Source organism: Thalassobacillus sp. C254, assembly GCF_001310615.1.
In genome coordinates this window covers 13,150-39,444 of the sequence record NZ_BAXQ01000032.1, presented here as the reverse complement: position 1 = coordinate 39,444, position 26,295 = coordinate 13,150, and the positions used below count along the sequence as shown (strand labels likewise).

Below are 26,295 nucleotides of genomic sequence, written 5' to 3'. Positions count from 1 at the left end.
CCGCCAGCTGGTTCGTCACCATTTCCCCCGCATGCTGTAAGTGCAAGTACCATCGCTGCTCCAGTCATAGTCATTGTCCATCTTTTTCTCAATGTTAGTCACCCCTTTAGTAAAATTAAGAACCTCTGTACATACGGATACCAGTAATGCATTATATCTATATAGAAAGTTTCCCTCATGCTTTTTCCTGCCTGCATAAAAATTGGCAAAGCAATCTATTTAATATAAATGAGGAACTCTGCTATCAAAAATAGGAACCTGTTTTCTCACATTTTTCACATTTTCCAGGTCCAGAGAAGCCGTTAAAAACTCTGTCTCCCCCTGACTTCCCTTTGCCAGCACGTTCCCCCACGGGTCTGTAATCATCGAGCGGCCGGCAAATTCCACCCCGTCATACGCGCCGACTCGATTTGATGATATGACATACATCTGATTTTCTATCGCTCTGGCCTGCTGAAGCACCTCCCAGTGACCAGCTCTTGCATCCGGCCATTCTGCAGGGATAAACAGGGCTTGGGCTCCCTGAAGGGCAAGCTCACGCATAATTTCAGGAAAGCGAAGGTCAAAGCAGATGACAATCCCCATTTTAATTCCATCCAGTTCAAACACTTTCACTTTTTCACGACCAGGTGCAAGGTAGTCTGGTTCCTTCAGCATCGGGACAAGGTGGAGCTTGTCATACTCATAGACAACGCTCCCTTTTTTATCGATCACGATTGCCCGGTTGTAAATGCCGCTCTCCTCTTTAACAGCGATAGAGCCTCCGACAATGTGCACACCGTATTCCTGTGCGAGTTTTTTAAGAAAATCAATGGTTTCATGATTTGGCGGCTCAGCCTGATTATGAAGATCAGGAAGCGTATAAGCGGTGGTCCACATTTCAGGAAGAACAACCAGATCGGTTTCCTCACTGGAAACCTGCTCTTTAAACCATTTGGATATATTCTTTCTGTTTGCCTCCGGATCTCCCGGCACAATATCAATCTGGAAAACTAAGATTCTCATTCTACCCCTCCTTACAGCTCCTGGACTTCATAATGAAGTATAATAGAGTCTCCTTTAACCGGATCCTCAAGAGACATTTCATAGGCTTCGCCAAACTTGAAGCCTTCAAGCAAAGGGACTGTCCCTGCAAAAAACACAGAATTAGGAAGCTCAATTCCCCGTGATTTTAAATTTTCCTTGATGTCTTCGTAAGGCATGATTGCTGATACCTTCTCGTTTTGATAAGACTGCCACTGGCCGTCCACTTTAATTTCTGTTTTCAAAACTAACTCATCCCAATGATCGATTACATCTTTCACCGGCCAGACTTTGGAAGCCAGCGGCTTGTCACACACCTGCTTTGACTTTCCGATATGTACTGTCTCTAACTCTCTATCCGTGTGGTCGCTTCCTACCGTCACATACACTTCCTCTTCCTTGTCTCCATAAATAAAGACAAGCTCTGCCTCCCCTGAGGTCTGATCTCCTATTACTTCCATTTTTCCAGTCGTGTTCAGACTTGATAGTCTCATAGGAAAAAGAGTAGGTGTCTGCTCCGGACGGGGTACGCCGAGCTCCGCAAGCTCCTCAATATGCTCCTTTACCTTCTCCTGGTTTCTTCCTGAGTAACCAATACAAAGCACATTGTTTATAGAAAGACCTTTGTTTTCATTGCTGCTTGTAATCGTTAAGCTGGTATCATTGCTGCTCATAGCTTGCCCTCCTCTTTGTCGACTAACCTTATCAGTACTTCTTCACTATTTTTAATGTGTTCTTCAATAGCCTGGCGTGTTTCATCGACAGACCTGTTTTTTAGTGCCTGCAAAATTGACTGGTGTTCTTCAAGTGTTTCTTTTGTACGGAAATCATTGTCCACAGCCCGAATCCCAAACCGGAGCATCTGATCGCTTAAATGGTCAAGAAACTGTATTAAGCGGCTGTTATTAGTCAGCTGGGCCATATACATATGAAACTTTCTGTCCTCATTTATAAATTCTTGCTTATTTTGAGTGGAAAGCTCCACCATCTTCTTGTAAAAGCCTTCAAGAGCCTCGATTTGTTCATCTGTTATGCTCTCAGCAATCAGAATGCCGACAAAACTTTCATTGGCGCAGCGGCATTGAAAGACTTCCAGTATATCCTGCCTGTCGATTTCTTTTACAACGACCCCCTTCCAGGGAATCGTCTCCACCCATCCTTCAAATTCCAATTTCTTTAATGCTTCTCTTACCGGTGTACGGCTCACTCCTAAGGTATCGGCAATTGTTCGTTCCTGCAGCGTATCACCCGGCTTAATATCCTGGCTGATAATTGCAGCCTTTATCTCTCTGTATACTTGATCCGTGTAAGAAACGAACTTTCCCACCTTTTTCAAAACTAACACTCCTCACTAGCTCTCTAAAAACCGATATATGGTGTGCGGTGTGTGGTATACCACTCTCTCATTACTAAGTACTTTATCCTATATTAATGAAATTGTCAAACTAATGATAAAATTTTATTTATTACTTTTTTTCAAATAATCTTTGTAAAAAAACCTTATGACATCTTGTTTTTGATTTTCGCTAAAAAACACTCGCTTGTATCTAAAGGTGCATGTGGCACAATCCATTCATGGTGTTTTCTGTGCCACTGGCATGCCTCATTTTCCTCTGGAAACCAATTTGCTAGACCTTCGACTAACTAGATATAAAAGCAGCAGTTGCCAATAACAGAGCTTTAATTTTCACAAAAATGATTCCCATACCTTGTACAACCAAACTCTGTTCCATGATAATTACTCACTTTCTAGATTAGGTCTAGGAAAAAAGGGGTAGGGATAAGTAAACCCACGTAGGAGTTGGTTTTTATGACATATCATTTGAATGAGAAACATAAGAGAGGGCCGTTTGGAAAGGTTGTTGCATCTTTGGTTGTAGCTGCTGGTCTCTTTGCCGGGGCGGCATCTTCTTCCAGCGCCTGTGCGTGCAGTGAAGTTTATCAAGTGCAGCCAGGAGATACACTTTATTCTCTGGGACAACAATACGGAGTCACGGTGGAACAGCTGCAAAATAAAAATGAAATGGGGCATTCCACTGAGCTCGCAGTTGGTCAAGAGCTCTTAGTTCCTCCAGGTGGTCCGGTACATGACTCACCAGCTTCTGGAGAGAACAATGATACGAGGAGTACGACAGAGTATACCGTCGAACAAGGTGACACCCTTTACAGCATTGCAACGGGTGCCGGAATGACTGTAAATGAGGTGAAAGAAGCAAATAATTTGGGGAGCAACACCATTTATCCCGGGCAGAGCTTGACGTTAGAAAGCAGCAATGGCAGCGATTCAAGGGAAGAGAACTCTTCTTCGCCAAGTGACCCGTCCTATGATCAATACAGAGTAGTATCAGGAGATACGCTCTTTAGTCTGGCTGACCGGTTTGGGACTACAGTTGGAGAATTGCAGAACCTAAATAACAAATCAACTCACCATATAAACGTAGGCGAACAATTGACCATTCCAGGTGTAGTAACGGCTCAGGCTACGATGGTTGGTTACACGGACATGCATACGATCGCAGTGGAGATACATGGAGAAGAACGGGCGTTAAAGCTAGGTATAACAACGATATTCCTTTCTATGCAGGAGACGAAATGAACATCACTTATACAACAGGTGGAGACAGACCGGCTCTTGTACAAGCAACAGAACGCTAAGCTAGCTTCTCTCTAACCATGAAAAGGACTTTCCTTGAAACAAAGGGGAAGTCCTTTTTAAGTATATAATTCTTATAAGGGGCAATATCTATATGAAAAAGAAGAAGCCCTTTATGAATCGTCGAGGCTCTTTCACATTACTTCCTCTCATAGAGAACATCCTTAAAAGTTCAAAAAAAAGAACAGGTTTCACCTAAAAAGGCATTCCTGCTCTATTTTACCTAAGTATTAGTGACGGTGCGGTAACCCTAAAACGCTAACTTCTTCATCTTGGGCAGGTTTTCCTTTGACTGCTTCATCAAAATCACCTGTTACGCCTCCAAATAACCCAAAGCTAAAAAGAGAAGCAACGATGGCAAAACTAGCAAGTGTCTTTGCAGCTTTTTTCATATTTTCCCCTCCTTTCATTCCTACCTATATATTACTTCACTTTTAACAAATTCCCTAGTTCTTTTTTGATAGTTCTACCATTTCTGTATGCTTTTGGGCTTCAAATAGCACAATCGCTTTTTGAATCATCATTTCACCGTCTTTGATCCTGCCTAAATTAATGTAGTTTTCACCAAGCTGGAAATACAATTCCCCAAACAGATACATGGTTTCATTATCAATACACATATCAATGGCCTGTTCAATCATCTCACAGGATTTTTCATACTCTTCTTCATCCGTGTAAGTTTTGGATAAGGAGTATAATATACGAATGTGAATATGAGGGTTATTTAAGTGCGGGCTTGATGCCATCAAATTTAATGCCTTATTATAAATCCTGATTGCTTTCTCAAGTTCCCCTATTTCACAATGAATGATGGCTTTGCTGATCACAATTTCAACTTCTCGTTCTTTTATTGGTTCCTTTGATGTATACGTTAACTGCAATGCTTCTTCCAATGTGTCCAGTGCTTTGGCTGCGTCTCCCAGATGATGGTATTGGCAAATACCCATATGCCACAGCAAAAACTGCTGACGATATCTATCCCAGGATAATGGTTCATCCTCCAGTTCCCGTGACACGATTTCATAAATAAAGGCATAATCCCGGTAGCGAATAAAGCGACGTATAATATTTTCTATGGCACCGCCGTAATCATTAATTTCTTCATTTCTGATTTGAAAAAAGTCTTCGAGTTCAATCTGCAGCCGGCAGCTGAGCTTCTGCAGGACATCCACTCTCGGATACTGAAGGGATAACTCAAAGTCTCTGTATTCTTCTCTTGTACAGATCCCCCGGCACACTTCTTCGATTTTCAGGCCTCTTGCTTGACGGAGATGGGATAAAACACGTCCTACTTGTCTTACACTCATGTCTAATTGTCCCCCACCCTTCTCTCTTCCAGTTCTCTCTACGATTTTAACTTACCCCTATCATAAAGATGTTTTACTTATTTTTCTATAGTTATTAAGCATGAAAATGGAAAAATTATGATTTTAATTATAATTCCCTATTTTAAGAAGGGCTACTTTTATCCTAGTAAAGGATTAATTGAGGAATGCCAACGGTGGGTGCCTGGCACCCTTGGCGGCTGTAACATTTCCGTTTTCCGCTTTCCTTCTATATCACGGCTTTCACTGTTTTCTATATTACAAACCCCTATGGGTGCCAGGCACCCTTGGCGGCTGTAATATTTCCGTTTTTCGCTTTCCTTCTGTATCACGGCTTTCACTATTTTCTATGTTACAAACCTCTATGGGTGCCAGGCACCCCACCGCAAAAGGCATCGCAAAGAAGCGGGGACCTTGCTTTTCCTCACAAGATCCCCGCTTCTTCTGTTATCCTCTCGCAAAGGCGCATGCTCCCTCTACTTCTTCCCAATTCATATATATTCTAATAATATCCTCTTCGATGAGCTCGCTTCCCTGCTGCACCTCAATAAATTCCAAATCTTCGTTTGCCTTGATCCCATGTTTTGCTCCCACAGGAATTTCAAGCACATCTCCGGGTTCAACTTTCCTTATTTCATCATTTAAAGCGAATTCTCCTTCGCCTTTGATAATGGTCCATACTTCGCTTCGCTTCAGATGAAGCTGATAACTTAAATTCTTTCCTTTTGCCACACCAATGCGTTTTGTCAGGATTTCATTTCCGCTTTCCTGCTTTGTATAATCCAGCACCCGGTACCAGCCCCAACGACGCTCTTCAAACATAGGACGCTGAACCAGATCTTTAATGGCGTCCTTTACTTTCGGGCTTGCTTCTTTTTCGGTTACTAGAATCCCGTCTGGGCTCACCGCGACCACTGTGTTCCTCAATCCTAACACGGCTACGGTATATCAAGTTCGTTCACGATATGTGTGTGAGTGGAAGCCTCACACATTTTCCCTTTCCCTATTATACTAGTAGTCATTTCCTCAGTGAGTGTATTCCAGGTACCAAGGTCTTTCCAATACCCGTCATAGGGGATAGCGGCTATGTTCTTCGTTTTTTCCACCACTTCATAATCAAAGCTGTTCTTTGGAAGTATGCTGTATTGCTTGAGAAGCTCTTCGTACTGAATCGGCAGACCCTTTTCTTCAAGAAAAGAAATCATATAATCAAGCTTAAACGCAAATACTCCGCAATTCCACAGGGCTCCTTTTTCTATGAGTGCAGCTGCCTCTTTTTCAGAAGGCTTTTCCCGAAAATAGCTGACTGGCAGGGAGGAAGATTCCTGGCTGTGTGCTTCGGGAACAATGTAGCCGTATTTTTCGGATGGGTATGTCGGGGTGACTCCGACAAGTCCTATGTCGGTTTCTGTGGAGGAAAGTACCTCCTCTATGTCTTTGATTCTATGAAAAAACTGGTCATCTACATAAGGGTCTACTGGCAGGATCAGCACCACTTCATCGAGCTCTACGCCTTGAATGGAATAAAGATACGCTGCAGCAAGGGCAATCGCTGGAAAGGTATCCCGTCTTTCAGGCTCTGTAATAATAGATACATCTTGTCCAAGTTGACTTTGCAGCATATCCACCTGGGCCTTGCTGGTGGCAATCATTGTGTTCTCCTGCAGCCCTGCTTCACCAAGCTGCCCCCAGACCCGCTGAACCATGGATTCCTTTTCCCCATTTTTTCCTTCTAGCACTTTTAAAAATTGCTTAGAGCGAGCATCATTTGATAGCGGCCAGAGACGCTTTCCAGACCCGCCTGATAACAAAACCAGTTTCATCCGTCTTCCTCCTCCACCATATTATAAATACAGAGCCTCTTTCTTAAGGACCGAATCATTGTCAACGTTTTTTGAAGCAGCCTTTTCCCAAACCTTTATCAGAGTATCTACATTCTTTTCCCATGAATAATTTCTAAAGATAAAATCCTGCCCTTTTTTACTAAGCTCACGCCTTACAAGATCTTCCTGAATTAAGTTATCAATACTTCGGCAGAGCTCATCATTGTTGGTCACTTTAATAACTTCCCGATCAGATATTCCTTTGATCCCCTGCAAAGCAAGGGGAGTAGCCACGCTAGGCAGGCCGCAGGCAAGGGCTTCAAGGATTTTGTTTTGCATTCCCGTTCCCGAGTACATCGGATAGACCCCAATGGCAGCTTTCTTTAAGTACTCACACACTTCTTCTACAAAGCCAGTTACGACAATGTTTTGCTGCCCATGAAAGCTTTGAATTTTAGAAGACGGACTTTTTCCTACAATATAAAGCTTGTAATCCGGGTACTTGCCATGAATCCTTGGCCATATTTCTTTCACAAAGACAGTCATGGCTTCCACGTTTGGGAAGTATCCCATGTTCCCATGAAAAAGGATGATTTTTTCCCTCTTGATCGTTTCATAGTTCTGTAGATATTCTTTCGTGATGTAGGTGCCATTCGGGTTGACGGTGATGTTTGCTTGCGGAAATGCTTTCGTATCACTTTCTGATACAAGCAAGGCTTTGCTATACTCTGAAAGCACACGTTCTTCGTAGGCACGAAGAAGCTTGCTCTCTATCCGGCATACTTGCTTTAAAGGAAACTTCTCTTTCTCAGCTCTTCTTTTCATATTGAGGGAAAGAGCATCAATCATGTCTACTACCTTAGGGATGTCAGTATCGAGAAAATAATCAGCAATTCTTACGGTTTGTACATGGATGAGATCCGGCGAAACCGTTTCAACAATGTTATCCAGTTTGGTTTTTATGAATGTATTTGTATTAAGATTGACTTGAAATGGTTTTTTGTTAGTCAGCGAATTTGCCAGATTTCGTATTTGGGTCGATTTTCGTATAGAAAGTGTATAAATGGCCTCACAGCAGTCTCCTACTTCCTCTCTTAGCTCTTTTTCTTCTCCCTCAGAGCTGACAAAGCTAATAAGGTAGACTTTCACACTGCTTGCGGCAAGTTTTTTGATTTGCTCATAAGCTATTAATTGATCTCCTTTATGAGGTGGATAGGGAGACCTTGCCGTTACATAAAGTACTTTCATACGGATCCCTTCTTTAAAAAGAATTTTCCAAGCATCTATTGTTCTTCATTGAGAACCTAACTACATAATATATCACCACCTGTTCTTAATCAAGAACAATGGAGGGATTTTTGATAAAAATTTCCCTTGCCAGTACAGGGGTGCCTGGCACCTTTGGCGGCTGTAACATTCCCGTTTGCCTTTTTCCTTCTATATCACGGCTTGTACTGTTTTCTATGTTACAAACCTCTATGGGTGCCTGGCACTTGGTGGCTGTCATATTTCCGTTTGCCTTTTTCCTTCTATATCACGACTTGTACCGTTTTCTATGTTACAAACCCCTATAGGTGCCAGGCACCCCATAAGGCACCCTATATATATTACAAAAAAAGCACACAGCATGTATTACATGCTGTGTGCTGCTTATTAGGAGAAATTAATCGAGACTTTTAGATTTGCATTTCGTTCGCGAATGGCATCCATTAATTCTTTATCAAGGACGCCTTCTTTGTTACGAACAGAATAATCGAGCTGAATCATCGTTCCAAGGTTTGTTGTCTCTACGCTTCGAAGTTCTACATACTCCAGCTTTTCCTCAAAGATGTCAGTAAATAGGTCTTCGTAATGTAGGTTCTCTGGAATCGTAATTCGCAAACGCTTCAAGGCTTCGCCTTTGCTTCCGTAGTCCATGACATACAATACATAAATTAAGAAGCTTAATGTTAAGGTAAAAAGAATCGCCAGCATATAGAATCCTAAACCACTCGCAATCCCTGCGGCCATTCCAAAAAAGATAAACGCGATGTCCTTTGGATCACTCATGGCACTTCTAAAGCGAATAATTGAGAAGGCACCAACCAAACCAAACGCTACAGCAATATTGTTACCAATTACAATCATTACGATAGAAACAACCACACTCATAATAATGATCGTGTGGACAAAGGATTGAGAGTATTGAGACCCTTTATACGTATGTTTATATAGAACCGTAATAATCATACTTAGGACAAAGCTTAAGATGATTGCCATAAATGCTTCTGTAAGAGTGGTTGTAGTACTTGTTACAGTAAATTGATTAATAATGTCGCTAAATTGATTCATGGAGTACTCCTTTTACTACTGCTAAAATTGACTGACTGCTTTCTTTTCTTCTTCTCCCGTCATTAAGTCAATGCTTGTGCAGAATTTAGAAACGCTCTGCCTGGAGCATTCAAAATCGCTTAACATACGAGCAAGCCACAACGGTACGCTATTATTCACCTTCACTTCGAGGATGACCAAATTCGGGTCAACAAAGTTCGTTCCCTGCGGTCCATTCTCGATTCGTAAATCGTCGCTTCGGCACATTAAATTGTAATCAAACGTGACGCGAAGGTCGTCTTCAAATAACCCATGGAATGCCTGCCGGTCATAACTTACAACAACCTCTGGCTGCAGATTATAAAGGGTCTTAAAGTTATCAATTTCCCGAAGGGTTTGAAAGTTCGATGCCTGAAGGTTCTCTTTTTCACCTTCATAAATGTATTTATAAGCATCATTTAGTTTAATGGAGGTTCTGCGTTTGTTAACCACATTATTAAACTTCTGTTTCACTTCCAAAAAAGACGTGTCATTCACCGTCACATTATCGTAGACGCGAAGTCTCAGCTTCTGCCTGAAGCGCAGCTTATTACGGGTTTCATAGTATATCTTATAATCAGGGGAATCAAAGTAAAGGCTGACTATGTTGTATCTTCCTTCATTTCCAAATTTATCAAAGCGCATATAGGGCATCATTGCTTCTACTAATCTTTGATATTTATCGAAAGGAATTAAATACTTAACTTCATACCGGCTAAATATCTCTTTTGACAAGCGCCCCGCCTCCTTTAATACACCGAATATGTTTAGAGTTTGTTAATATTTCGTAAATGACACGTAAATAATTATAAGGTCAAATTTTTTAAAAATCAATGAAACTATGATGTTATCAATAAATTGGGTTTGCTGAAAAGCGTAAATATCGGTATAATTTTTTAGCTCACTATTAATTTTTTGTAAACACAGGAGGATTGTTTTGAGAAAAGGTCTTGTTATTCTGATATCCCTGCCAATTTTACTTATTATATGGTACATAGCCCTAGTCATCACCCCAGACGGGGCTTCGTTTGCAGATGAAAATCTAGAAAGTTCTTTTACTGATACTACCGGAGAACCGATCCAATCAGTTGATCCAACCACTGTCTATGAATTGGACCTGAGCGGATCAAATATCCAAAACATTGACGGATTACAGCAATTTACTGAGCTTCGCAGGCTGGACCTCAGTGACAATCAGATTGAAAACCTAATGCCGCTCACAGCGCTGGAACACCTCGAAGAGTTATCTATCCAAAATAATGATCTTGAATCGTTGCAAATGCTTTCCAACCTAACGACGTTGAGAGAGTTGGACGTAAGAGGAAATCATATTCAAGATTTGTCAGGAATTGAAGAGCTGGAACAATTAGTCTCTTTAAATTTACGAGATAACCAGATTGTAAATATTGACCTGCTGGCTTCTCTCGATACCCTGGAAGAATTAAACATCAGAGATAATTACATTGAAGACATTTCTGCGCTTGCCAACCTTAGTGATCTGGAAGACTTAAATATGAGAAATAACAATGTTACTTCTCTGGAGCCTTTGCGTAACTTAAATCAGCTCCGTACACGCCTCTACTTACGGGGGAATCCCATTGAAGGGACAGATCCTATCGAGGAGTATTACGAAGAAATCCATGAAACTGATTTTGATTTAACTGCTGCTCCGCCTGCGTTCTCACACGAAGGCGGATTTTATACTGATGAATTTCAATTAGAAATTGAAGCTGAGGAAGGTTCCACTGTCTATTACACGCTGGATGGCTCTGAACCTACTACTGATTCAGAGGTATATGATTCCCCGATCTCTATTTCTGATTTGTCTTCCTCAGAGCCAAACCTGGCAGACATTACCACAACTGTATTAGAGGGCTGGGATGCCCATTCCGTTGAAACTTTGTTTCAAGCTAATGTAATAAGAGCTAAAGCCATCCGTTCAGATGGCGTGAAAAGCGAAACCATTACCCATTCTTATATGGTGGATGAAGCAGGAGAAGACCGCTTCTCTCTTCCTGTCATTTCACTTGCCACCGATGCTGAGCATTTCTTTCATGAAGAAACCGGAATCTACGTACCCGGCATCCACCATGATGAGAATGCCGAACGACCAGACAACACCGGAAACTACCACCAGAGAGGACATGAGTGGGAACGGCCTGCAAGCTTTGAATTTTATAATGAAGAAGGAGAGCGTGAGCTGGCTGAAGATTTAGGTGTAAGGATTCACGGGGGATTAACCCGGCGTTATCCGCAAAAATCCCTCCGCCTCTATGCTCGTCATGATTACGGAAGAGGCTACCTTGACTACCCGTTTTTTGAAGAAGGAGATGTTCAGCAATTTGAACGGCTGCTCCTTCGTCAGTCAGGAAACGACTGGAACAGCATGATGTTTAAGGACGCCATGCTGCAAAGCTTAGTAAGAGATTTCACTGACGTAGATACACAAAGGTACCGCCCGGCAGTCGTCTTATTAAATGGAGAATACTGGGGACTGCACAATATTAGAGAGCGCCAGGATGACCGGTATATTGAAAGCCACTATGGAATGGATCAAAACGATGTAACGATCTTAAATGCCGATGGCTCTGTATCTGATGGCTCACCCGGCGATGAAGAACACTATGAAAGCATGCTTCGTTTTGTAGAGCGAAATGATATGTCCGATCCTGGAAACTATGAATACGTACAGACACTTATGGATGTAGATAACTATATCGATTACAACGTATCCAATATCTACTTTGGAAACACAGATTGGCCTCACAATAATCTGGCAATGTGGAGAAAAAACACTTCTTATGCCCCTGACGCAGAGCCTGGGCATGACGGAAGATGGCGTTGGCTATTATATGATACAGACTTTGGTTTCCAAATTTACGCAGCAGACCGCACTGACCATTACGGAAACCCTATGGATTACACCCACGACACCATCCACTGGGCTACCGATGATGATAGTGATGGCCCTAACGAACCATGGGCTACCTCCTTGCTGAGAAATCTTCTTGAAAATGAGGAATTCAGTGAACAGTTCGTTACCCGTTTTTCAGACTTAATGAACACCGCTTTTGAGCCAGAGTATGTGGTTAACCGCATTGATGAAATGGCGAGTGTCATTGAACCGGAAATGGAAGAACAGTCAGCCCGTTGGAGAGCTCCTTCTTCCTTTGAGAGGTGGGAACAAGAAGTAGAAATTAGAAGAGAGTTTGCTGCAGATCGTCCAGAAGCGATGAGAGAACACGTCATCAACCATTTTGACCTTGAAGGTACCTTCAATATCACTGTTAACTCATCCTCTGAAGGCCAGGTCGTAATAAACGATTATACCGTCGAAGATTCATGGGAAGCGGACTATTTTGAAGGTTCCACCCTTGAAGTAACCGCTATTCCTGAAGAAGGCTACTCTTTTGCTGGGTGGGAAGAGTTTGAAGAAGATGAGGAAACCCTTCATTTACAAGTAGATAATGATATTAATCTCACCCCGGTATTTGAATAGCATGACAAGACCGTCTCTTAGAGACGGTCTTTCTTGTTGTTCATGTAAAATAGAAAAGACAACCCGGCAGCTAGTAAAGCACCAGCTCCCAAGAGCTCCAATGACTCTTCGTACACTCGGTCCATAAACCAAAACTCCACTAAGTGATTTCCTCGCTCAGCGAACTCCATATTGGTCTGTTCATAGAGCTCTCTCGCTCCTTCATTCAAATGAAAAAGAGGACGTACGATGAATTGCCCTGCGAAGGTATACAGGTCATTAAACTCTGTCACTGAGCGGAAAGCGCTTCCTGCCCAGGAAGAAAAGACAGCCAGTCCGTAACAAAAAAAGCCGAGAAGGAAATACCCCTTTGTTGCTTTGACAGGCCAATAGACCCTTCGGTACCTCAAGATGGCATACAATGGATAAGAGCCAGGACAGCAAAATAACTTAATTCAAATATTGTTCCTATGTAGCCATAGCTGCTTTCCCCGGTTATTTCTTCAATATCATTACGGATAATATGCCGTACATCCCCCGCATCTTCCATCAGCATCAGGATCACTCCCGCACCAAGCAAAAGCCAAAAAGAAAGAACTTCCTTCTCTCCATTCCTATAAGCTATCCCGGCAATGAAAGCATAGGTAAGAATACATAGCCCAAGCATGGGCCACTGAAGTACTTCAACTGGAACTAAAAACCAGTGAAACCAAAAATACGGGAAGTCACGATATTCAATCACAAGGTCCCTTACGCCAAAGAGATTCCATACATCAATCAGGAGGATGAGAATAAAAGATAACGTTAACAAAGCAATAACAAAAATGACTGGTAAATGAGACAGTTTTTTATTATTCATTGTTTACTCCTTCTTTTTTAACACTCACCATAAATTGTATCACTATTTGCACTTTTTAGAAAAAAGGTATGACGAAAAAAGTCTGTTTTCCTTTGTTGGATTTCATCTCACTCCGCCTTGTAATTAGACCCTTCTATATTGCCGTAGTAGCGGGCATTCAATAAAAAAAGCTGCCTGGCACCTAATGCCTGACAGCTTCCTGCAAATACTTTCCTGATTACTGAGTGACTCTCGTTGCCCCCACAAGTGCATCCTGCCAATAAGGAGTAAAGCCAGTATAATCTACACCTAACGTAACCGTGGCATGAAAGAGTTTATCTTCATCTATATAGATGGCAACGTGGTTGATCACATCATCGCCGCCTGTATCAAAAAACACCAAGTCCCCTTTTTGAAGATCATTGGTCGATACTTCTTCACCTGCATTGATTTGATTCCTTGATACTCTCGGGATGTCTACACCATTTTCAGCAAACACTCGCTGAGTGAAAGACGAACAGTCAAATCGATCTGTGCGGTGCGGTGATGCGCCAAACTCATACTCCGCTCCCATGTACTTCTCCCTGTTGCAATGACATCGTCAATAAATTCACTGTGAGTATTTTCACTGGTTCCTTTGTAAATACCTTCGTCAGTAAATGATTGTGCTGCTTCATCACTAACTGCTGCTGGTCCGCCTAAAATAATAGGCTGTTTGTCAGATTCACTCACATAATCTAGTGTAGAGGAACGGGGCGAATCGTGGTGAGACAAGACTACCGGGGCATTCAACTGGTTCGCCAATCCTGCAGCTGCAACGGCATCCGGGTAATCTTCCTTGCTGCTATTTACCGACGTTCCACGGACAATAATATTATGGGCCCCCTGTAAATTAGCTGCATTTGCCGCTTCCACACTCGTAGCAAAGCGATTATCACCTTGGATTCTACGAACTTCCTTCCCATCATTTTTCAGCTCTGACTCCACTGCTTCACTTACTGCACTTGGACCGCCAAAGATAATGACCTCATTGACTGAATCTGGAAGGTTCGCCGATAATGAGTCCGGTCTAGTTAAATAAATCGGCCTTTCCTGATTGGCAGCCATTCCAGATGCGCTTAACGCATCAGCTGCTACTTCCCCGCTCACAAGAATGGCCGTGCTTTTATCGCTGTACCCGGCTTCTGCATTAACAGCTTCCGCTGTGCTGTAACGATTATCTCCAGCGACACGGGTCACGGCCAGACCTTCAGCTGTTAAAGTATTTTCCACTTCCGGCTGAATCGCCTGCTCTCCCCCTAATAGGTACACTGTGTGTGTTCCTAACCGATCTAGTTCTTCAAGAATCCCATCTCCCAAAGATTCACTGTTTGTGAGAAGTATGGGGCTCCTGTCTTGGCTACAAGACTTGCTGAAGCCAACGCATCTGCGGGATGATCAGCACGAGCCAGGACCACATGGCCGCTGGAATTCCACCCGTATTTGGAAATTTCTATGGCCGTTTCTATACGGTTATCTCCATGAATTCGATCCACTGCTTTGACGTCTGCCGGAGACAGTGAAAAAGCGAACAGACCAAAGAGTAAAGCTATAAATATACCAAACTTAAAACCTTTCTTCATGATTCTCTCCTTCTCCTGGTAAAACGAACGATCACTTACCATGAAATCAATAGTTTCGATCCAATTATGTATAAATAGACAAAAAAGGACGTTCATTTACCCATCTTACGCGAAGTTCAAACCACTTTTTAGACTTGTATTCAACAAATTTTTTTGTTAGCAAGGAAATAAGCAAGAGAGGAAATTATTTCCCATGTATATAAAAAAAGGGACAAGGTGATCGTTCACCTTATCCCTTTCTTCTATTCTCACTCACTATAAAAGCGTTCTAATCCTCTTACGATAGCGTCTGCTGCCCGCTCACGGTATGTATTCGAACGAAGCTTTTCTGCATCATCTGGATGATCTGTAAAAGCAAGTTCAGCAAGCGCTGCAGGCATGGTGGTGTTGCGAAGAACAGAGAAATTAGCGTCCTTGACTCCTCTGTCATTTGTCTCAAGGGCTGCCAGCATTTCTTCTTGAATGGCTTCAGCAAGCCTTTCACCATCTTCACTTCCTGGATAATGATAGGTTTCTGTTCCTTGAGCTTCCGAATTAAAAGCATTTGTATGGATACTTACAAATGAACTTGCATCTGCATTGTTTGCAATCGTTGCCCGGTCTTGTAATGACACGTATACATCTGTTGTTCTTGTCATAATGACATTCGCCCCGGCACTTTCCAGCTTCTCTTGAACTCGAAGACCCACATCAAGAGCAATTTCCTTCTCCTGAAGGCCGTTTGCCTCCGCTCCCGGGTCCCTGCCTCCGTGACCTGGATCAATAGCAATCGTCTGACCGTGAAGCACCTCTGAAGAAGTGTTTAAGGACACGTACGTCATACTGACATAACCGATATCACCGTTATAGTCAATTTTAGCCCAATTGCCGTCAATTTCATAGATGTCCAGTGAAGTGCCGTTTGATAGGCCGCCTATGATGCTTGATGAAGTTGTTGGCCCACTGCGGACATTTAAACTGTTTTGTACCCCGCTCACCGTTCCCGTTGCTTCATACGTGGCTCACTGATCGATACATAGGTCATGCTCACATAGCCCACATCTCCACCATAGTCGATTTTCGCCCAGTTTCCGTCTTCTTCATAAATATCTATCTCGGTGGCGTTGGGCAATCCCCCTATGATACTTGATGAAGAACTCGGCTGACTGCGAACGTTCAAGCTGCTTTGCACCCCTGTAATGATCCCTGTCTGCGTAATTTCTCCAGGTGAAGACGACGAAGTTTCAGACAGTGCCTCTACCGCTGCATGACTGACTGCAGCAGGACCACCAAGTACCAGATTATGGTTTCCACTGTTCTGAACGAAGTGAAGTGTTTCATCTCTCGGATAGTCATGATGGGTAAGAATGACTGAAGCATTTAACCTGTTTGCTAACCCCGCTGATGCGACGGCATCCGGATAATCCTCTGTATCACTTCGCACCGATGTCCCCCGGACAATAATGTTATAGTTCCCTGCTAGATTCGCACGCTCGGCAGCCGCAATACTCGTTTGAAAGCGGTTGTCTCCCTGAATGCGCTCCACCTGTCTTCCTTCATTGACCAGCTGATTTTCTACTGACTGACTAATGGCGCTGGGACCACCAAAGATAATAACATTGGATACGGAAGATGGCAGACTGACCGGCATGGAGGTCGGTCCGCTTAAGTAAATGGGATATCCTTCATTGGCAGCCAGGCCAGAAGCACTTAAGGCATCTGCAGCAACTTCTCCGCTCACAAGGATCGCTGTACTTTCATTTATGTATCCTGCCTCCCGGTTCACTTGCTCTGCGGTTTGGTACCGGTTATCTCCTTCTACCCTTGTCACTTGCAGCCCCTCATAATTAAGGGCCCCTTCCACATCATGACTTATCGCATGAGGACCGCCGAGTATGTATACATGACTTGCACCGAGCCTATGTATTTCGTTAATTACCTGCAGATCTATACTGCTGCTATCTGTTAATAGAATCGGAGCCTCTGTAACAGACAAAAGACTTGCTGATGCAAGGGCATCTGCCGGGTGGTCCGCTCGTGCGAGGACCACGTGTTCACTTGAATTCCAACCGTACTGTGAAATTTCAATAGCTGTCTCTATTCGATTATCGCCAGCGATTCTCTCCGCGGCTTCAGCGGCGTGAGAAGAAAAGCTGAGTAAAAATAAGAGAGCTACAGAAAAGATAAGAAAAGCTTGTAACCTCTTATTAATCATTACGTCCCCCTTTATAAACTAGTAAATTGAGCCTTTTGGCAGAAAACTCCACTAAAAGTGACAAATTTAGTCATATTTTCACTATAATGAAATACTTCAACGAATAAAAGACCTAATTTCAATCTAGTCACTTTCTGCCATGGTTTTCCCAATAAACTAGAGAGAAGGAGACGACTTTCTATTATTTTAGCCTTATGTTGAACTGACAGTTTAGAATGGATACAACGATATTCCTAGTCCTACACTCAGGAAGAGCAATCGATACTTTTTTAACTTGCCTTTTCATCCTCCATTTCTTGATCTACCTTCCCAGACATCGTACTTCTTTTTCCTTTCAGTCAGTTCAATATAAAGAAAAAAGCAAAGGAGCGGTGTTACCGCCACTTTGCTTTTTCTACTATCTTTTTAGTTAGATACAAGAGTGTTCTTCGGAAGAAGTCCCATTTCTGCCGCTTGAAGTTCCAGCTCTTCTCTGAATTTTGGATGAGCAATATCAATTAAGGCTCTCGTTCTTTCACGAACTGTCTTGCCTTTTAACTGTGCGACACCGTACTCAGTTACAATGGTATCTACGTCGTTTTTGGAGGTGGTGGTCACTGCTCCTGTAGCTAAGGCAGGGACGATCTTAGAGATTGTGTCATTCTTAGCAGTGGAATATAAGCAGATAATTCCCCGGCCGTTCTCGGTTAAGCGGACACCTTTTGCAAAGTCTGCCTGCCTCCGGAAGAAGAATAGTACTTACCTTTCACTGTTTCAGAGTTACATTGCCCTAAGAAATCTACTTCCACGGTCGTGTTGATGGAAACAAGATTAGTAAACTTTGAGATGGTACGGACATCGTTTGTCTGGTCACAAGGGATAAAATAAAGGTCTTCATTTTCATGCATGAAGTCGTACAGGCGCTTGGAACCAAACGCAAAGGTCATGGTCGTCTTTCCCATGTATAATGGCTTGTTTACATTCGTGACTGCTCCTGATTCATAAAGGTCCACTATTTTGTCTGGAAGCATTTCTGTGTACACCCCAAGATCCTTATGATCTTTCAAAAAATCCATGACGGCGTTTGGCATCGCGCCAAATCCGATTTGCAGTGTATCTCCGTCATTAATGATATCAGCGATATATTTTCCGATCTGCTGGTCTTTGTCACTTAAAGGAGGGTTTGGAGCCTCCGGGAGCTCTTTGGTGTTTTCTATGAGAGCCGTGACCTGACTAATATGAATCTGGTTCTTGATTCCATAGGTTCTTGGCATTCTCTCATTAACCTCAAGAATAATTTGCGTTGCATCCTCAACGAGGGGAGCAGTATACGCAGGGCTTACTCCGAGAGAAAAGTAGCCGTCCTCATCCATAGGAGATACTGCTGCCATAATGACTCTTTCCTCGGTTGCTTCCCTGACTAAATCCGGGATATCGGAAAAATGATTAGGGAGCAGATCAACTTTCCCCTCATGATAACCAGGCCGGTCCATCCCGCTTAGAAACAAGGATACCTGCTTTAACCTGTCCTCCTCGATATCCAACACTGGATAGCTTGGAAGCATACGATAGAGGCTGTTGCCTTTCAGCCCCTCATGAGAAGGCAAGGCTTCAAGGAGTGCCGGCGGTTCCCCGGCCATGACCGGAACGACGATTCCTGTTTGAGGCTGTATCATTTGTACTGCCTCTTCAGCTGTTCGTTTCTTCATCTCGTAATCTGCTTTAAAATTCATTTCTATCCCTCCACTCAGTTTTTCTTCTAGTTGTTCTGCCTGTGATCGCTGACTCGTTGATCAGCTTACCTTAGCAATTGTTCCTTTGGCCGCAGCGATAACCGTCATCAAGCCTTACAAGCTTTCAAGAATCATGGCGATTCCTTGTCCGCCCCCGATACAAAGCGAAGCGACTCCGTATTTTGCTTTCCTGTTTCTAAGCTCAAGGGCCAGGGAGTACAGCACTCTCGTTCCGCTGGCTCCCACGGGGTGACCCAGGGCGATAGCCCCGCCGTTTACATTTGTTTTCTCACGGTTTAACCCGAGTTCTTTTTCTACCGCTACATATTGAGAAGCAAAGGCTTCATTCACTTCAACGAGATCCATATCTTCAATGGAAAGAGAAGCTCTTTCCAGTGCTTTCCTGATGGCAGGCACAGGACCGATCCCCATAATGTCTGGCTCAACACCTGCCACAGACCAGGAAACAATCCGGGCCAGCGGTTTTTCCTGCCTCTGGTTTACGTAATCTTCGCCTGCTAAGATAACAGCCGCTGCTCCATCATTTATCCCGCTGGCGTTTCCTGCTGTTACCGTTCCTTCTGCCTGAAATGCAGGCTTTAACCCTTCTAGATTTTCCAGGGTAAGGTCTTTTCTAATGTGTTCATCCAGTTCAATCATTTTCGTTCCTTTTTTACTTTTCAGCTCTACTGGAGTAATTTCTTGGGTAAACACTCCATCAACCGCTTTTGCTGCCCGCTGGTGACTAAGGTGAGCGTATTCATCCTGCTCATGTCTAGTAATCTCGTATTTCTTTGCCAGATTCTCGGCTGTGATTCCCATGCCGCACCCACAGTACTCATCGGTTAATGTCTCCCAGAGCATATCGTCCATCTGGGGACTTTTCAGGCCAGTGCCAAAACGGCTTTTTCGAAGAGCATACGGTGACATGCTCATATTTTCCGTTCCGCCGGCAAGCCCTACGCGACCTTCATCAAGGGTTAATGACTGGGCCACAGAAATGACTGATTGGAGGCCGGATCCGCATAAACGATTGACGGTTAAAGCTGGTGAAGTAATGGGAACTCCCGTATGAAGGGCAATATGCCGACTCAGATAAGCGGCATTCTTTTCAGAGGGAATGACGTTTCCGATGACGGAGATGTCCACCTCTTCTGCTGTCACTCCGCTTCGTCTAACAGCTTCTTTGGCAGCCGTGACCCCTAACGTGAGAGGTCCTGTATCCTTCAAGCTTCCCCCAAATGATCCAAAGGGGGTCCGCGCTCCTTCTAGTAAAAAAACGTCCTTCATTGTATCCACTCCTTCTGCACTTATTTCTCTGTATAGGCCGGCTTTCGTTTATTCAAGAAGGCATCCATGCCTTCTTTTTGATCTTCTGTTGAAAACATATTTGCAAATACTTCGACTTCATAAGAGATGGCTCTGTCTATATCCATGTTTGCCCCTTCATTTACCAGCTGCTTTGTTCTCTGGACACCTAAAGGAGAGCGGCTGATAATGGAGCTTGCCAGGTCTCTTGCTTTTTCATGCATTTCCTCCTGAGAGTCAAGGACATGGTTCACAAGCCCGATTTCATACGCGCGCTGTGCTGTAATCATTTCTCCTCCCAGGAGAAGCTCTTTGGCAATCGCGGGCCCGACTAATCTTGGCAGCCGCTGAGAGCCTCCAAAGCCTGCAACAATCCCTAAGTTCACTTCCGGCTGTCCAAACTTCGCATTTGCGCTTGCCACTCTCATATCGCAGGCCAGAGCTAATTCGCAACCGCCGCCAAGAGCAAATCCATTTACCGCTGCAATGACTGGCTGCTTTAACTTCTCAATCTTTGACATTAACCGGTTGCCCTTTTCCGAGAAGTCTCTGGCTTCCAGTGCGTATTTTCCTTTCATCTCCCCAATGTCCGCGCCTGCGACAAAGGCCTTCTCTCCTGAACCGGTAAGAATGACGACGTGCACATCAGAACGGCAGACAGGTCGTCAAAGACCTCTGTAAGCTCCTCGATGACCTCTGAACTTAATGCGTTCAGTACCTTCGGCCGGTTAATGGTGACAGTAGCAATCTTTTCTTCCACATTGATTTCTATATTTTGATAGTTCATTTTCATCCTCCTTTAATAGCTAAAGAATCCTCGTCCTGTTTTTCGTCCAAGCCAGCCGGCATTTACGTATTTGTAAAGGAGCGGGCATGGCCGGTACTTGGAATCTCCAAATCCGTCATGAAGCACTTCCATAATGGATAAACACGTATCCAGCCCGATCAAATCAGCTAACGCAAGGGGGCCGAGGGGGTGATTCGCTCCTAATTTCATGACCTTGTCCACATCCTCCGGGCTGGCCACCCCTTCATACACACAGTAGATGGCTTCGTTGATCATCGGAACAAGAATGCGGTTGGCGGCAAACCCAGGGTAATCACTTATATCAACGGGCTCTTTTCCCAGCTCTTCTGCCAATGACCTGACTTCCGTAAAGGTTTGGTCATCTGTTGTGAGTCCCCTGATCACTTCTACCAGCTTCATGACTGGCACCGGGTTAAAGAAGTGCATCCCGATGACCTTTTCCGGCCTGCCAGTCACAGCTGCCAGCTCTGTAATCGAAATCGATGACGTGTTCGTTGCCAGGATCGTTTCTTTTCCTGTCAAACGGTCAAGATCCTGAAAGATTTTCTTCTTAATTTCCGTATTCTCTGAAGCGGCTTCAATGACTATGTCTGCATCTGCCGCTTCTTTAAGATTGATAGAAGGGTGGATTCTTGCTAAGATCTCTTCTTTTTCTCCCTCTGTGATTCTCTCTTTTTCAACTTCTTTTCCCAGTGATTTCGCGATTCTTTCTTTCCCGCGTTCAACCAATTCTTCCTTTACATCATGCAATGTCACTTGTTTTCCCTGTTTCGCTGCCACCTGGGCGATTCCTGCACCCATTTGGCCTGCTCCAATGATTGCTACGTTTTCAATTGGCATGATTCTTTCCACTCCTTTATTCAACGGCTAGCTGATTTTCTTTTCTTCAGCTTCTTCGTCTGTCTCTTCACTCTTAGACTTCTTAAATAAGCTTGTCTTTTCTACAAGGAAGTACAAGGCGATCCCTGCAAGAAGCCCGAATTCCGCACCGTGGATGGCCAATACGACAGCCATGACACCAGCGACACCACGCTCTGTGGTCGTATGAACCTGCTCAATTCCGACACTGATACAAACGTACCCAGTAATGATTAACGTCAGAGCTAAAGCGATTGGAAGAACAGGCTGGAACATAGTGACCAGCGGCAGAATGAATAAGGCAATAAAGCCTGCAATCCAGAAGGTTCCCATTCCGCTGTGAATTGACTCCATCGCTTTGCGGCCATGCCTATACCGTTCCGTGACTGTAGCCTGCACCGGCGTCCAAAGTGGACCAGCAAGTCCCGGGTACGGAGCAAAGAAGGAATGAATTAAGTTTCTAAGAGCCGTCACCAGGTGAGTGCGGTCAATTCCTGTATCAATCCACTCGTCTTTTCTTACTTTGTTTGCTCTTTCTAACAGCGTGTTACCGACAATAATGTCACCAAAGGCAATAATATAAGCAATTAATGCTGTTGGAATTGCCAGGAGGAATACATCAATTCCCGGGAAACCAACTACAAATGGAAGGTAGCCCCACATTTCTGCAAATGCTGGCTGTGTAATCCCCCACTCAATATTAGGACCGGATATTCACTGACCATCCAGCCGATAACCATGGCAATAATCATTGCCGGCACTAACCCGTAATTAGCAATTTTGGCTGCAAGTTTATGTTTTTTAACAAGATCTTTGAACGATAAAGAGAAGAGAATGTATATGGCGATCAAACTTCCAATAATTAAGGAAAATGGCGTAGAAACCAATCTGCCGCCCGCTTCAATCTCCCCAATGATGGCTGCAAGCCCGGCTCCAATTAAGATCCCTGCTTTCAAGGAATTTGGAACGACGGCTACCAGTTTTCCACCGAGCTTTGTGACACCAAGAATGAAGAAAATCAAGAACACGGTAAATTGGAGAGCAAACAGCCCTTGGATTGCTTCAGGACCTGGTTCAAAGTTCCCTAAATAAATGACCACCACCGGAATCGCTGCGGTGATCCACCCCGGAACCATCGCGACCCCGAGCAGGGAAGGAAGCATAAACCCAAGCCCTCCGATAAATACGTACGCTAAGGCTACTTCGTAAGGCAATCCCAAATGCTCTTGAAGAAGCGGGATCATCCCTAAACTGACAACGAACATAATAAGTGCCTGGACAAACTCAGCGGATTCCCAACGATAGTGAACAAAAGGCAATCTGATTTTAAAAGGGCCAAATTTCCAAAATGGCTGCTCCTGCCCTTCCTTACGCTTGTACAATTGCATATAATCCCTCCCCCTTCTTTTAAACAGGTTTTGTTATTTTCGATAAAAGACGCTCGCTTGCCTCGGGCATTGCCTCAGCTTCCTCGGGAAAACCACCCTGCGGGATCTTCAGCTAATGCTTTTCCCGAAGGCGTCTCGCGTTTTTGTCTACAATCAAACTGAATAGATATCAACATTCGTCTTTAATAGAGCCTTTAAATAAATTAAAAATAGCTGTCTGTAAAACTTTTCCCTTTATAACAATTTAAGCGCTTACATTACACCTCCAAAAAAATAAGACTGAAATATCTTCTATTCCAATCTTAAAAAAATTCTAACTACTTATGTTTTAATATTTTTCTTAATCTACTTTTACATTTTTGCTATTCTTGTAAATTAGTAGGCCATTACAGAAAATATTGTTCCTTTTTCAGCTTACTAGCCGGAGGGGAACAGCCTGTCCCCCCACACCGCTATTTAGCAAAATTGCCAAATAGATTTCTGTACTCCCTCGGTGTCACTCCTTCTATCCGTTTAAAGGTCGTAGCAAAGTAAGCCGCACTGGAAAAGCCGGTGTTATTAGCGATGACTTCAATCGGCAGGGTCGTCATTTTCAAAAAGCCCTTCGATTTCTCAATACGGTATTGATTTAAATACTCGATAAAATTGACACCTGTTTCCTCTTTAAACATCCGGCTGAAATGAGACGGGCTTAAATACACAAGGTTTGTGACTTCCTTTAAGGTTAAAGGCTCCTGATAATTCAGGTGAATGTATTTCATCGCCGTGTTTATCGGATTGGCCCGATCAGGTAAAAGTCATTTTCTTCTTCTGTCTTCTCCTGTCTGACATAGTCGTTCGCTTCTCTGACGAGCCCTTTTATTAACAGGCGGTCAAGGACCTGGAGGGCTTCGCTTTTCGTCACGGGCTTAAGCAAATAACCGGAGAACCCGGCATTAATCGCTTCATGAACAGGCTCAAACATTTGAAGCTGAGACAACAGGACGATTGGTAGATTAGGATAATGACGCAGCACCTTTTTCCCCAGTTCGATCCCATCTCCATCCGGCAAAGAAAGCTCAAGAAACAAAACGATGGGTTCTCTTTGCTTGATAAGCTCAAACCCTTTTTCAAAGGAGTCTTCTTCCACAAAAGAAAGGTAGCTATAGGAGCTTTGCTTAAACACTTCTTTGATCGAGTGTCTTGCTTCCACATCATCATCGATAAGAATAATTTCAGCCATTTCTGCCTCCTTTCTTTCACTATTTTGCGATCGAGCAAATATACGAAAACTTATATCTGTTTATAGAATCCCTCTCGCAGTTTTCTTCTTAGTATTTTTCCTGTTTTGCTTTTAGGAATTTCTGAGACAAAGGTATATTTCCGCGGTCGGTTCACATTTGATAACTGAGGATGCTTTTTACAGAACTGGTCAAGATCCTGAACTTTCAGTGATGGATCCTCCGGTACGATAAAAGCAGCCACGATCTGTCCCCACCTTTTATCCGCTTCTCCAACCACGATCACTTCCCGTATGCCGGGGTGTTCTTTCAGGACATTTTCAATATGAAAAGGATAAATATTTTCTCCCCCAGAGATAATCATGTCATCGGCTCTTCCAACCACAACCAGATTGCCTTCCTTGTTGAAATAGCCTAAGTCTCCTGTATAGTACCAGTCGCTGCTAATGGCGTCTCTTGTCGCATCGGGCCTGTTCCAGTACCCTTTAAATGCTTCCACAGAGTTCATATTGATGACAATTTGTCCTACTTCCCCCTCTTTCATCTCTGCCTCTGCCATAGAGTCCGGTCGAGAGTTTGGGGAAATAAGACGGATATTCTGGTGTATACCGGGCTTTCCGCCCGAGCCTTTCAGGCGAATATCTTCACAATAGGTAAATGTATAAATCTCCGTGCTTCCATAGTGATTGACAAACCGCTGCGGGGAAAAGACTTCATCACATTTTCTCACCAGTTCATCAGACATAGGCGACCCTGAATAAGCAATCGTATGGACGTTAGATAAGTCATGCTTTGGAGCGTCAGGATGATACACCATATCATGATAATAGGTAGGAGTTAAGAACAGACACGTTACCTTCTCTTCCTCTATCGCTTGCAGAGAATCTTTCGGATCAAACTCTGTCATTAACACTGCCGAGCCGCTAAGGAGAGACACAGCAAGCAAAGACCTGATGCCTATGACGTGGTACATGGGAACTGCCAGTAACGTCCGGTCAAAGGTTTTGTACCTGCACTGAATAATGTGTGCTAACGAAGAGGTGTATTCATTGATATGAGTCCTTGGCACCCCTTTTGGCACCCCGGTGGTCCCTGAGGTGTACAAAATCATCGCGATGTCCTCATACGAAATATCCGGCCGGCTATAAGAAGAAGTCCCCTGGTCAATAAGCTCTTCATAGCTGATATCTGCTTTTGCCCCATTTACCCCTATTAAAATCGGACGCTCCGCAAATACTTCTTTTTTCACCAGATGCTCACTAAACGGTTCATAGACAACTACCTTTGGTTCAATATCCTTCACACAAAAGTAAAAGTCATCAATGGATAAGCGAAAGTTGACCGGTGTGTATATGACACCGAGCTTCTGACAGGCCCAAAATATGATAACGTTTTCAATGTTATTTTTTAAAATAACCATCAACCGGTCCTGCTTTTTTATGCCAAGCTTTTGTAAAGAAGAAGCCATACGGTTCACTTCTTCCTCCAATTCTTTGTATGTATAGCTTTTCTTTGAGCTAATAAGAGCCGACTTACTGGCGTGCCGGTGGACGGAGATATCAAACAGCATGCTCAAGTTCAAAAGAAACCCTCCTTTACTCTCTAAATCTTTAAGACCTAGTCTTATTTTATCATTATTATTTTGGTTTTGTGATAAAGCTTCCTGCTTTTTTCAGCTAGTTATAAAGAGAGGTAT

The 26,295-nt window shown here is 43.5% G+C and carries 28 protein-coding genes and 2 pseudogenes; 2 read left to right on the top strand and 28 right to left on the bottom strand.

What is annotated here, in order from left to right; all coding sequences use genetic code 11:
• Positions 1-219 precede the first annotated feature (219 nt).
• Genes JCM19033_RS19805 through JCM19033_RS19795 form a run of 3 tightly spaced genes read right to left on the bottom strand, consistent with a single transcriptional unit; the run spans position 220 to position 2,350 of the window.
• A complete protein-coding gene (locus JCM19033_RS19805; protein ID WP_054637614.1) occupies positions 220-1,005 on the bottom strand; it encodes a carbon-nitrogen family hydrolase in 786 nt (261 codons plus the stop codon).
• A gap of 11 nt (positions 1,006-1,016) precedes the next feature.
• Positions 1,017-1,697: a DUF2848 family protein gene (locus tag JCM19033_RS19800; RefSeq protein WP_054637613.1), complete on the bottom strand. Its 681-nt coding sequence runs from the start codon at positions 1,695-1,697 to the stop codon at positions 1,017-1,019.
• Complete coding sequence (locus JCM19033_RS19795) at positions 1,694-2,350, bottom strand: GntR family transcriptional regulator (protein WP_269758433.1); 657 nt, start codon at positions 2,348-2,350, stop codon at positions 1,694-1,696. Before JCM19033_RS19795 ends, JCM19033_RS19800 begins: the two co-directional genes overlap by 4 nt.
• 483 nt (positions 2,351-2,833) lie before the next feature.
• On the opposite strand from JCM19033_RS19795, the gene JCM19033_RS19790 reads away from it, so the two are divergent.
• Positions 2,834-3,619, top strand: coding sequence for a LysM peptidoglycan-binding domain-containing protein (locus JCM19033_RS19790; protein WP_054637611.1), 786 nt, complete (start codon positions 2,834-2,836; stop codon positions 3,617-3,619).
• 287 nt (positions 3,620-3,906) lie between these two features.
• Here the strand turns inward: JCM19033_RS19790 and JCM19033_RS23840 are convergent, their stop codons facing one another.
• The 8 genes and pseudogenes from JCM19033_RS23840 to JCM19033_RS19765 all read right to left on the bottom strand — a co-directional run bounded on the left by JCM19033_RS23840 (position 3,907) and on the right by JCM19033_RS19765 (position 9,908).
• Positions 3,907-4,068, bottom strand: coding sequence for a hypothetical protein (locus JCM19033_RS23840; protein WP_157049989.1), 162 nt, complete (start codon positions 4,066-4,068; stop codon positions 3,907-3,909).
• A 54-nt stretch (positions 4,069-4,122) separates the two neighbouring features.
• Positions 4,123-4,983, bottom strand: coding sequence for a helix-turn-helix domain-containing protein (locus tag JCM19033_RS19785; RefSeq protein WP_054637610.1), 861 nt, complete (start codon positions 4,981-4,983; stop codon positions 4,123-4,125).
• Positions 4,984-5,141: 158 nt separating this feature from the next.
• Positions 5,142-5,333: a hypothetical protein gene (locus JCM19033_RS26750; protein WP_269758430.1), complete on the bottom strand. Its 192-nt coding sequence runs from the start codon at positions 5,331-5,333 to the stop codon at positions 5,142-5,144.
• A gap of 115 nt (positions 5,334-5,448) precedes the next feature.
• Positions 5,449-6,824 (bottom strand): annotated as a pseudogene (locus JCM19033_RS19780) (sugar phosphate nucleotidyltransferase).
• 21 nt (positions 6,825-6,845) lie between these two features.
• Positions 6,846-8,072, bottom strand: coding sequence for a glycosyltransferase family 4 protein (locus JCM19033_RS19775; RefSeq protein WP_054637609.1), 1,227 nt, complete (start codon positions 8,070-8,072; stop codon positions 6,846-6,848).
• Positions 8,073-8,157: 85 nt separating this feature from the next.
• Positions 8,158-8,331: a hypothetical protein gene (locus tag JCM19033_RS23835; protein WP_157049988.1), complete on the bottom strand. Its 174-nt coding sequence runs from the start codon at positions 8,329-8,331 to the stop codon at positions 8,158-8,160.
• Positions 8,332-8,477: 146 nt separating this feature from the next.
• Positions 8,478-9,155 carry a DUF4956 domain-containing protein gene (locus tag JCM19033_RS19770; protein ID WP_054637608.1) on the bottom strand — a complete coding sequence of 226 codons (678 nt, stop codon included), beginning with the start codon at positions 9,153-9,155 and terminating at the stop codon, positions 8,478-8,480.
• 21 nt (positions 9,156-9,176) lie between these two features.
• Positions 9,177-9,908, bottom strand: a complete 732-nt coding sequence (locus JCM19033_RS19765; RefSeq protein ID WP_054637607.1) for a polyphosphate polymerase domain-containing protein — start codon at positions 9,906-9,908, stop codon at positions 9,177-9,179.
• A 202-nt stretch (positions 9,909-10,110) separates the two neighbouring features.
• On the opposite strand from JCM19033_RS19765, the gene JCM19033_RS19760 reads away from it, so the two are divergent.
• Positions 10,111-12,672 carry a CotH kinase family protein gene (locus JCM19033_RS19760; RefSeq protein WP_054637606.1) on the top strand — a complete coding sequence of 854 codons (2,562 nt, stop codon included), beginning with the start codon at positions 10,111-10,113 and terminating at the stop codon, positions 12,670-12,672.
• Positions 12,673-12,689: 17 nt separating this feature from the next.
• On the opposite strand, the gene JCM19033_RS19755 is transcribed toward JCM19033_RS19760, so the two are convergent.
• From JCM19033_RS19755 to JCM19033_RS19685, 17 genes and pseudogenes are all read right to left on the bottom strand, one after another.
• Positions 12,690-12,944 (bottom strand): hypothetical protein, encoded by a 255-nt coding sequence (locus JCM19033_RS19755; protein ID WP_054637605.1) that lies wholly within the window; start codon positions 12,942-12,944, stop codon positions 12,690-12,692.
• 113 nt (positions 12,945-13,057) lie between these two features.
• Positions 13,058-13,510 (bottom strand): hypothetical protein, encoded by a 453-nt coding sequence (locus tag JCM19033_RS19750; protein WP_054637604.1) that lies wholly within the window; start codon positions 13,508-13,510, stop codon positions 13,058-13,060.
• Positions 13,511-13,727: 217 nt separating this feature from the next.
• Entirely contained in the window at positions 13,728-14,063 is a 336-nt protein-coding gene (locus tag JCM19033_RS19745; RefSeq protein ID WP_083465612.1) for a C40 family peptidase, read from the bottom strand.
• Complete coding sequence (locus JCM19033_RS19740) at positions 13,967-14,848, bottom strand: cell wall-binding repeat-containing protein (protein ID WP_054637602.1); 882 nt, start codon at positions 14,846-14,848, stop codon at positions 13,967-13,969. The genes JCM19033_RS19745 and JCM19033_RS19740 overlap by 97 nt, the downstream gene beginning before the upstream one ends.
• A complete protein-coding gene (locus JCM19033_RS19735; protein ID WP_054637601.1) occupies positions 14,821-15,111 on the bottom strand; it encodes a cell wall-binding repeat-containing protein in 291 nt (96 codons plus the stop codon). Before JCM19033_RS19735 ends, JCM19033_RS19740 begins: the two co-directional genes overlap by 28 nt.
• A gap of 248 nt (positions 15,112-15,359) precedes the next feature.
• On the bottom strand, positions 15,360-16,088 hold the full coding sequence (locus tag JCM19033_RS19730) for an N-acetylmuramoyl-L-alanine amidase (protein WP_054637600.1): 729 nt from the start codon (positions 16,086-16,088) through the stop codon (positions 15,360-15,362).
• On the bottom strand, positions 16,085-17,305 hold the full coding sequence (locus JCM19033_RS19725) for a cell wall-binding repeat-containing protein (RefSeq protein WP_054637599.1): 1,221 nt from the start codon (positions 17,303-17,305) through the stop codon (positions 16,085-16,087). Before JCM19033_RS19725 ends, JCM19033_RS19730 begins: the two co-directional genes overlap by 4 nt.
• Positions 17,306-17,710: 405 nt before the next feature.
• Positions 17,711-18,777, bottom strand: a pseudogene (locus JCM19033_RS19720) (acetyl-CoA hydrolase/transferase family protein).
• Between the two features lie 354 nt (positions 18,778-19,131).
• A complete protein-coding gene (locus JCM19033_RS19715) occupies positions 19,132-20,307 on the bottom strand; it encodes an acetyl-CoA C-acetyltransferase (RefSeq protein WP_054637598.1) in 1,176 nt (391 codons plus the stop codon).
• Positions 20,308-20,327: 20 nt separating this feature from the next.
• Positions 20,328-20,969 (bottom strand): enoyl-CoA hydratase-related protein, encoded by a 642-nt coding sequence (locus JCM19033_RS19710; RefSeq protein WP_269758429.1) that lies wholly within the window; start codon positions 20,967-20,969, stop codon positions 20,328-20,330.
• On the bottom strand, positions 20,900-21,112 hold the full coding sequence (locus tag JCM19033_RS26745; RefSeq protein WP_269758428.1) for an enoyl-CoA hydratase-related protein: 213 nt from the start codon (positions 21,110-21,112) through the stop codon (positions 20,900-20,902). The genes JCM19033_RS19710 and JCM19033_RS26745 overlap by 70 nt, the downstream gene beginning before the upstream one ends.
• Positions 21,113-21,124: 12 nt before the next feature.
• Positions 21,125-21,973 carry a 3-hydroxybutyryl-CoA dehydrogenase gene (locus tag JCM19033_RS19705; protein WP_054637597.1) on the bottom strand — a complete coding sequence of 283 codons (849 nt, stop codon included), beginning with the start codon at positions 21,971-21,973 and terminating at the stop codon, positions 21,125-21,127.
• Positions 21,974-22,000: 27 nt separating this feature from the next.
• Positions 22,001-22,654 (bottom strand): hypothetical protein, encoded by a 654-nt coding sequence (locus JCM19033_RS24555; protein WP_198153593.1) that lies wholly within the window; start codon positions 22,652-22,654, stop codon positions 22,001-22,003.
• Complete coding sequence (locus JCM19033_RS24550) at positions 22,630-23,379, bottom strand: solute carrier family 23 protein (protein WP_198153592.1); 750 nt, start codon at positions 23,377-23,379, stop codon at positions 22,630-22,632. The genes JCM19033_RS24555 and JCM19033_RS24550 overlap by 25 nt, the downstream gene beginning before the upstream one ends.
• Before the next feature lie 452 nt (positions 23,380-23,831).
• Positions 23,832-24,140, bottom strand: coding sequence for a helix-turn-helix transcriptional regulator (locus tag JCM19033_RS19695; RefSeq protein ID WP_054637596.1), 309 nt, complete (start codon positions 24,138-24,140; stop codon positions 23,832-23,834).
• A gap of 8 nt (positions 24,141-24,148) precedes the next feature.
• Entirely contained in the window at positions 24,149-24,601 is a 453-nt protein-coding gene (locus tag JCM19033_RS19690) for a response regulator (RefSeq protein WP_054637595.1), read from the bottom strand.
• A 50-nt stretch (positions 24,602-24,651) separates the two neighbouring features.
• A complete protein-coding gene (locus JCM19033_RS19685) occupies positions 24,652-26,181 on the bottom strand; it encodes a class I adenylate-forming enzyme family protein (protein ID WP_054637594.1) in 1,530 nt (509 codons plus the stop codon).
• Positions 26,182-26,295 lie beyond the last annotated feature (114 nt).